Source organism: Pseudomonas sp. FSL R10-1339, from assembly GCF_009600545.1.
GTDB lineage: Bacteria > Pseudomonadota > Gammaproteobacteria > Pseudomonadales > Pseudomonadaceae > Aquipseudomonas > Aquipseudomonas bubulae.
In genome coordinates this window covers 1-6,737 of the sequence record NZ_WIVQ01000146.1, presented here as the reverse complement: position 1 = coordinate 6,737, position 6,737 = coordinate 1, and the positions used below count along the sequence as shown (strand labels likewise).

The window sequence follows — 6,737 nt, the reverse complement described above, 5'->3', positions numbered from 1 at the left end:
ATCTGCAGGCGCTCGGTGGCCCGACCGTTGGCCGCCAGCTCAATGCCGGTGTTTTTCTGTTGGCCCTGTTGGACGTAAGTGAACTCGCCATTTTCGGGGCGAGCATACTGGTACGCCTGGCGGATCTGGAACAGTGTGGCGCTCAGGCTCATGCGCTGCCAGTCGTATTTGATCCCGGCCTCTATTTGGCGCGACACGGTGGGCGGCAGGATGTCAAAGGCATTGCTGGCAAACCACGGCGCTGTGCCACCCAGGGACAGGCCCTTGCTGTAGCGCGTATACAACGTCATGTTTTGCACCGGTTTGTAGATCAGCGCGGCCTGGGGCAGGAATTCATAGCGTTGGGTGTGGCGGGTGGTGTCGCCCTGATCGTCGAAGGTCTTTTCATCCAGACGCACTTCGCGCCCGCCGATCATGGTCTGCCATTGCTCGTTGAAGCTGATCAGATCATTGAAAAACACCCCGTACTGGCGGCTGTCCAGGCGGCGATGGCTGTCGTTGAGGGCGCCGTTGTAGCGCTCGAGGTTTTCAGGCTCGCTGTCGATATTGCCACTGCCGAGCCAATGGTTGATGGCTTCACGATTATTCACCACGCGCCGGAATGCACTGCTGCCCACGGTCAGCTCATGACCGATTGCGCCGGTATGGAAGCGACCGCTGAGGGCTGCCTGTACCTCATCATTGCGCCGGGTATCGTCAGGGCTGCGGAAGTCATAGATATCGTAGCCGCCCTCGGGGGTGAAGTAGTTGCCGACATTGGGTGTAACGCAGCCGACAGTACAACCGCCCCAGGCAAACGAGCTGTAGTCGTCGATCACCACCTTGCTGCGTGAGGCGCTCAGACTGCCTTTCCAGCTGTCGTTGAAGCGGTATTCGAAGTTGCCGTTGATATTCAGAGAATCAATGGTCACAGGTTTCGAGCCGCTCTGGTGCGCCAGCAGCTTTTTCGGCGAGGCGTGATGCGGCAGTTCGCTGCCGCCGAGCAACTGATAGCCCGGCACCGAACGCTGCTCCTTGTTCTGATACTCCACGTCCAGTTGCAGCAGGGCATCGGGGTTGATGTTCCAGTCGAACGCCACAGAGGCGAAGTCACGCTGGCCGTTGGCGTGATCGACATAAGAGTGAATATCTTCATGGGCAACGTTGGCACGCAGGCCGAACTGCTGTTCGCTGCCGAACCAGCCCCCCACATCGGTGGCGATGTAACCGCTGCCGCGATCGTCGGTAGACACCGTTACAGAGCGCACATCGGCTGCCCGCTTGGTCACATAGTTGACCGCGCCACCGGGCTCGGAAACGCCGCTTTGCAGGCCTGAAAGCCCCTTGAGCAGCTCTACCTGCTGCTTGTTTTCCAGCCCGACATTTTGCTCGCCGGTGATGGTGCGACCATTAATCTTGTAGCTGCTGGCCGAGTTCAGCGAAAAGCCGCGCACTACAAAATTCTCGTAGTAGCCGACGGGCGCGTAGCTTTCGCCGACCGATGCGTCGTTTTTCAGCACATCGCTGAGCAGGCGGGCTTGCTGGTCTTCAATCAGGGCATCGGTAAACACCGCAATGGCGGCCGGCGTATCGAGCAAGGGCGCCGCCTCGAAACCACCGACCCAGGCGTTGTCGGCCTGATAATCGCCGTTGTCCGTGGCCGTCACGGACGTCGCCGGCAGTTCGGTCCCGGCTGCATGTGCCGCAGGCATGGCGCTGCCCAGCAGCAGGCCGAGGCTAAGCAAACTGAGAGAGAATCGCGGGGCGGACTCTCCCTGGCTGAAAGTCCGGTAAAGCATGTTCATGCACAGCTCCTGAACGGTGGGCAGGCTTGAGACCCGAGCCTGTTTCTCAAGCGCGCCATCATACAGTCGCAAGCCGGGTTGCGCTTGGCGCTTCGCCATCAGGGAGCCTGCCATGACGGCCTGTCAGGGCCTGGCCCGACGGGTTTTTTGCGCAGCCGTTACAGCCTGTGGCTCAAGGCAATCCTTGATTTAGACGTGTTGCATGGGTTATAGCTAAAAAGGTCAGTCGTAGTATTACAGGAAATTAAAACGCCCTTATGGATGGAATCACACGTATCAATCGCCAGTTGGGCTCACACTTCGCATCCCTGATTGCAAGCTGTGGGCCTCACGTCAAATGCTGCATCAGTGCAGTCACAGGGTTTGTTTCCCGCTTTCTCGCAAACTTCGCTATCCCCCACCTGAGACCCTGCTTCTCGGGCAGCTGCGCTAACTGGCGCCATTGTTACGTCCCTCCGCCTGATTATTTCTGACCGCCAGCCGTTCCGGTGCACTCACGCCCCGCTGTCAATGGTGCGTTCTGCTGCCCGGGATTTGTATTTGAAACCACGTTTTTGATCCAAAGCGTTTCCGCGGGCAGCCAATAATTGCTCGCGCTACAAGGAGCTGTGTTGATGATTTATTTTCAGGGTAAAAGAATTTTCAGTGCCATCTTCGATATGGACGGCACCATGTTCGACACCGAGCGCCTGCGCTTCAAGACGCTCAAGCAGGCCGCCGAGGAGATTTACGGCACGCCACTGAGTGAAGAAACGCTGATCGGTTCATTGGGCCTGAGTGCCAAAAAAGCCGAGGCCCTGGCCAGGGCCAACCACGGCGAAGACTTCCCCTATGCCCAGGTTCGCCAGCGTGCCGACGAGCTGGAGCTGGCCCATGTGCGTGACCACGGCGTGCCGATCAAGGATGGCCTGCTGGAAGTGCTGGAGCGCTTGCGCAAATACGGCCTGACCATGGCGGTGGCTACGTCGAGCCGTCGCGCCATCGCCGAGGAATACCTGATCAATGCCAATGTGCTGAAGTATTTCGACGTTACCGTGTGCGGTGATGAGGTGACCCAGGGCAAGCCCCACCCGGAGATTTTCCTCAAGGCGGCCAGCGCGCTCAATTGTCTGCCAGAGCATTGCCTTATGCTGGAGGACTCGCAAAACGGTCTGTTGTCGGCCATTCGTGCCGACGGCCAGCCGATCCTGATTGAGGATATCAAGCCGCCAGCGCCTGAAGTCGCGGACTGCGCCCTCAAGGCCTACACCAGCATGCACGGTTTTTTGGGTGACCTGAACGAGTGCATGCCCGATCTCGGTCCTCCCGCGCTGACCGACAGTTTCCCGCCCACCCTCAATCAGTTCAGCGCCGGTATTCATGGTTTTGGCGCAATGGGCGGCGGTTACCTGACGCAGATTTTCTCGCACTGGGACGGCTACACCCGACCCTGCGAGATCATCGCCGCCACCCGCTCACGCATGCTGCGCGAGACCATCCAGGCGTTTGGCCGCTTCAGTGTGCGCTACAGCGCCACGTCCTTCGATCAGACCATCGATAACCTGCGCATGATCGACATGGACGACGCCGAAGCAGTGATCCGCATGTATGACGTGGCGGAAATCATCGGCCTGAGCCTGCCTGAAACGGCAATTCGCAAGCAGGCCGGGGTGATTGCCCGGGGCCTGGTGCGCCGCTACGAGCGCCGGGGGCGTGAGCTGACCATATTGATTGTGCTGAACAAGGTCGGCGGTGCGGACTTTGTGCGTCGCCATGTGCAGGCGCAACTGGAGTTGGTGGTGTCTGCCGAGCTGTGCCGCAAGATTCTGGACAACACCCACTTTGTAGAAACGGTGGTCAGCCGCATCGTCTCAAAGTTGTCCAACGAAGCGCTGGTGCGCCAGTTGCGGATCAAGTCGAAGATGTTCCAGAACAGCCTCGATGACGAGCCTGACGCACCTCGCGCCGCACCGCGCACTCCGGTGCCCGAGTACGAGCGCCTGATCAGCCGCTTTCGACCTTTTACCCAGTCCAGCAACGCCTTGAGCCAATTGCATCTGATCCTGTTCAACAGCGAGCCGGACATGCCCCTGTACGCCCAGCGCTGCAGCAATCTGCTTGAGCGCTTGCGCCAGGTGAAGACGGTCGACGACATCACCCAGCCACAAGTCATCAAGAACCTGCTGTGGAATGGCCCGCACGCGATCATTGCCTGGTATGCGAGCCTGTTGGGGTACTCCTGGCTGGGGCAGGGCATGGGCGACCCGCGCGTCAGTGAGCTGGCGCAGCGCTTGATCGGTGAGGCAGTCGGCCCGGCACTGGTGGCCGAAAACCCGCAGATGGAAGATGCCGTGGCAGCATTTTCAGCCACCTTTCTGGAGCGCTGCAATACCTCCTTCAAGGACCCCTGTGCCCGTGTCGGACGTGATCCACTACGCAAACTGCAACGTAACGAACGGATCTTTCGCAGTATCGATCTGGCCAGAAAGCACGGGATTGACAGCAGTGCCCTGCAGTTCGGCGCGGCGCTGGCGTTGCACTATGCGCTGCGCAGCACTGACAGCAAGGATCTGGAGTGCCAGCAGATGCGTAGTCTGTATCAGGACAATGGCAGCATCGAGGCGGTCCTGACGTTTACCGGCAGCTATAACGGCCAGCCGTATCCGGGGTTGGACCCGGTCACGGATGCGGCGTTGATTGAGGCAATTGCCGGGTATTTTCATGGCCCGCTCTGTGCTGAATTCGTCATGCCCACGGCCTGAACCGATCAAGCCGTGAGCCTGAGGATGGTCCAGTCTGAAAGGTCTGTTCAAGGAGCTGACCATGAAACGACTGACCCTGGCCCAGGCTTACGAGCTTGCCGAATCGATCCTGTTGCATAACGGTTTCAACCAGGCCCATGCCCGCGCGGTGAGCGCCACGGTGCTGGCCGGGGAGCGCGATGGTTGCGCGTCCCACGGTCTGTACCGGGTATTGGGCTGTGTCAATTCACTGCGCGCGGGCAAGGTCTCGGCCGATGCCGCGCCGCGGGTGATCGACCAGGCGCCGTCGATAGTGCGGGTGGATGCAGCCGGCGGGTTTTCCCAGTTGGCGTTCCAGGCGGGTTTGCCGCTGTTACAGGAAAAAACCCGGGCCAACGGCATTGCAGCCCTGGCGATCAATCGTTGTGTGCATTTTTCCGCACTCTGGGTGGAAATCGAGCAGTTGACCGCGGCGGGGCTGGTAGCGCTGGCCTGTAACCCGAGCCATGCCTGGGTGGCCCCGGCGGGCGGCTGCCAGCCGGTGTTCGGTACCAACCCCATTGCCTTTGGCTGGCCACGGGCGGGGCGTGACCCGTTTGTCTTTGACTTTGCCACCAGTGCCATTGCCCGTGGCGATATCGAACTTCATCGCCGGGCCGGCAAGGCTATTCCTGAGGGCTGGGGGGTTGACGCTCAAGGGCTGCCGAGCACCGATGCCAATGTGGTGCTTGATTCCGGCGCGATGCTGACCTTTGGCGGGCATAAAGGCTCGGCACTGGCGGCAATGGTGGAGTTGATTGCCGGGCCCCTGATTGGCGATTTGACCAGCGCCGAGTCCCTGGCTTACGACGCGGGGAGCAAGTCATCGCCTTATCATGGCGAGTTGATTATCGCGTTTGATCCGCAGCGCTTTCTGGGTGCGGCAACCGAAGAGCATCTGGCCCGGGCCGAGGGTTTGTTTGCCGGGATCGAAGGGCAGGGCGCGCGCTTGCCGTCGCAACGCCGGTATGAGGCGCGGGCGCGCAGCGAGGCGGAGGGGGTGCAGATTCCGTTAGCCTTGTTCAATGACCTGCAGGCGCTGCTGAAGGGATAGATTTGCGGGGTGGTGCTTGTTGTGGGAGCGGGCAAGCCCGCTCCCACAAGGGGGGAGGCGGCAACAGAGTATCTACAGTAAGCCGTTGATCAAAGACCGACATCAGGTAAGCGCGGGCGGTTTGCCAGAGCTTTGGCCATGATTCGTTCGACAAATTCCCGATCTTCCCGTGGCAGGGCCAGGCGCGGGGGACGGGTCAAGGCGCTGCCGCGACCGGCAATGGCTTCGCATAGCTTGATGCACTGCACCAGGTCGGCACGGGCGTCCAGATGCAGGATCGGCATCAACCATTCATAGATCGGCATGGCTTCGGCGAAACGCCCGGCCCTGGCCAGGCGGAAGATGGTTTCGCCTTCCCTGGGGAACACATTGGACATGCCCGAAACCCAGCCTTCGGCACCCACGGCAATGCTCTCCAGCACCACGTCGTCGAGGCCGGCAAACAGCACGAAACGGTCGCCTACTTCATTGCGGATATCGATAAAGCGGCGGGTGTCGCCCGAGGAGTCCTTGAAGCACACCACGTTGTCGCAATCGGCCAGAGAAATCAGGATGTCGGGGGTGACATCGTTTTTGTAGATGGGCGGGTTGTTGTAGACCATCAGTGGCACGTCGGCGTGCCTGGCTACATAGCGGTAGTGTTCGGCGGTTTCGAAAGGCTTGGAACCGTAGACCAGCGCGGGCATCAGCATCACCCCATCGACGCCGACCTTGCGCACGGCATTGGCCACCTTGGCGGCTTGCACGCTGGTGAACTCGGCCACGCCGCAGATGACCGGCACCCGGCCGCCGGAGGCTGCCACAGCGACTTCGGTCACGGCGATTTTTTCTTCGGCGGTCAGGGAGGTATTTTCCCCCACCGAGCCACAGACCACCAGGCCCGACACGCCGTCACGGATGACGTTGGAAATCACCTGGTGGGTCTTGTCCAGGTTGATGCTGAAGTCATCGTTGAATTGAGTGGTCACCGCAGGGAAGACGCCACTCCAGTTGATGCGCTTGCTCATGTTTGTTGCCTCCGGTCGCTTAAATAGTATTTCGTATACGTTTAGTCACGGTTTTATGTAGATACTCTGTTGCAGGTCAAGCCCTATTGTGGGAGCGAGCCTGCTCGCGAACGACCTTCGCGAGCAGGCTCGC

At 60.2% G+C, this 6,737-nt stretch carries 4 protein-coding genes; 2 read left to right on the top strand and 2 right to left on the bottom strand.

Translation table 11 applies throughout. The features are described 5' to 3' along the window. Nucleotides 1–1,784, bottom strand: a 1,784-nt coding sequence (locus tag GHO03_RS23150) for a TonB-dependent siderophore receptor (protein ID WP_153400597.1), incomplete at its 3' end; no start/stop codon positions are given. 614 nt (nt 1,785–2,398) lie between these two features. Between GHO03_RS23150 and mtlD the strand changes: the two genes are divergently transcribed. Together mtlD and GHO03_RS23140 are read left to right on the top strand one after the other, a co-directional pair. Next, a complete protein-coding gene (mtlD, locus tag GHO03_RS23145; RefSeq protein ID WP_153400596.1) occupies nt 2,399–4,525 on the top strand; it encodes a bifunctional mannitol-1-phosphate dehydrogenase/phosphatase in 2,127 nt (708 codons plus the stop codon). A 61-nt stretch (nt 4,526–4,586) separates the two neighbouring features. Next, complete coding sequence (locus GHO03_RS23140) at nt 4,587–5,597, top strand: Ldh family oxidoreductase (protein ID WP_095031605.1); 1,011 nt, start codon at nt 4,587–4,589, stop codon at nt 5,595–5,597. An 89-nt stretch (nt 5,598–5,686) separates the two neighbouring features. Here GHO03_RS23140 and GHO03_RS23135 read toward each other — a convergent pair whose 3' ends face one another. Further along, nucleotides 5,687–6,604 (bottom strand): dihydrodipicolinate synthase family protein, encoded by a 918-nt coding sequence (locus GHO03_RS23135; protein ID WP_153400595.1) that lies wholly within the window; start codon nt 6,602–6,604, stop codon nt 5,687–5,689. Nucleotides 6,605–6,737: the final 133 nt, after the last annotated feature.

Bases quoted from the DNA above. Each gene is read 5' to 3' on its own strand.
- mtlD (WP_153400596.1), top strand. From the start codon at position 2,399: ATGATTTATTTTCAGGGTAAAAGAATTTTCAGTGCCATCTTCGATATG.
- GHO03_RS23140 (WP_095031605.1), top strand. From the start codon at position 4,587: ATGAAACGACTGACCCTGGCCCAGGCTTACGAGCTTGCCGAATCGATC.
- GHO03_RS23135 (WP_153400595.1), bottom strand. From the start codon at position 6,604: ATGAGCAAGCGCATCAACTGGAGTGGCGTCTTCCCTGCGGTGACCACT.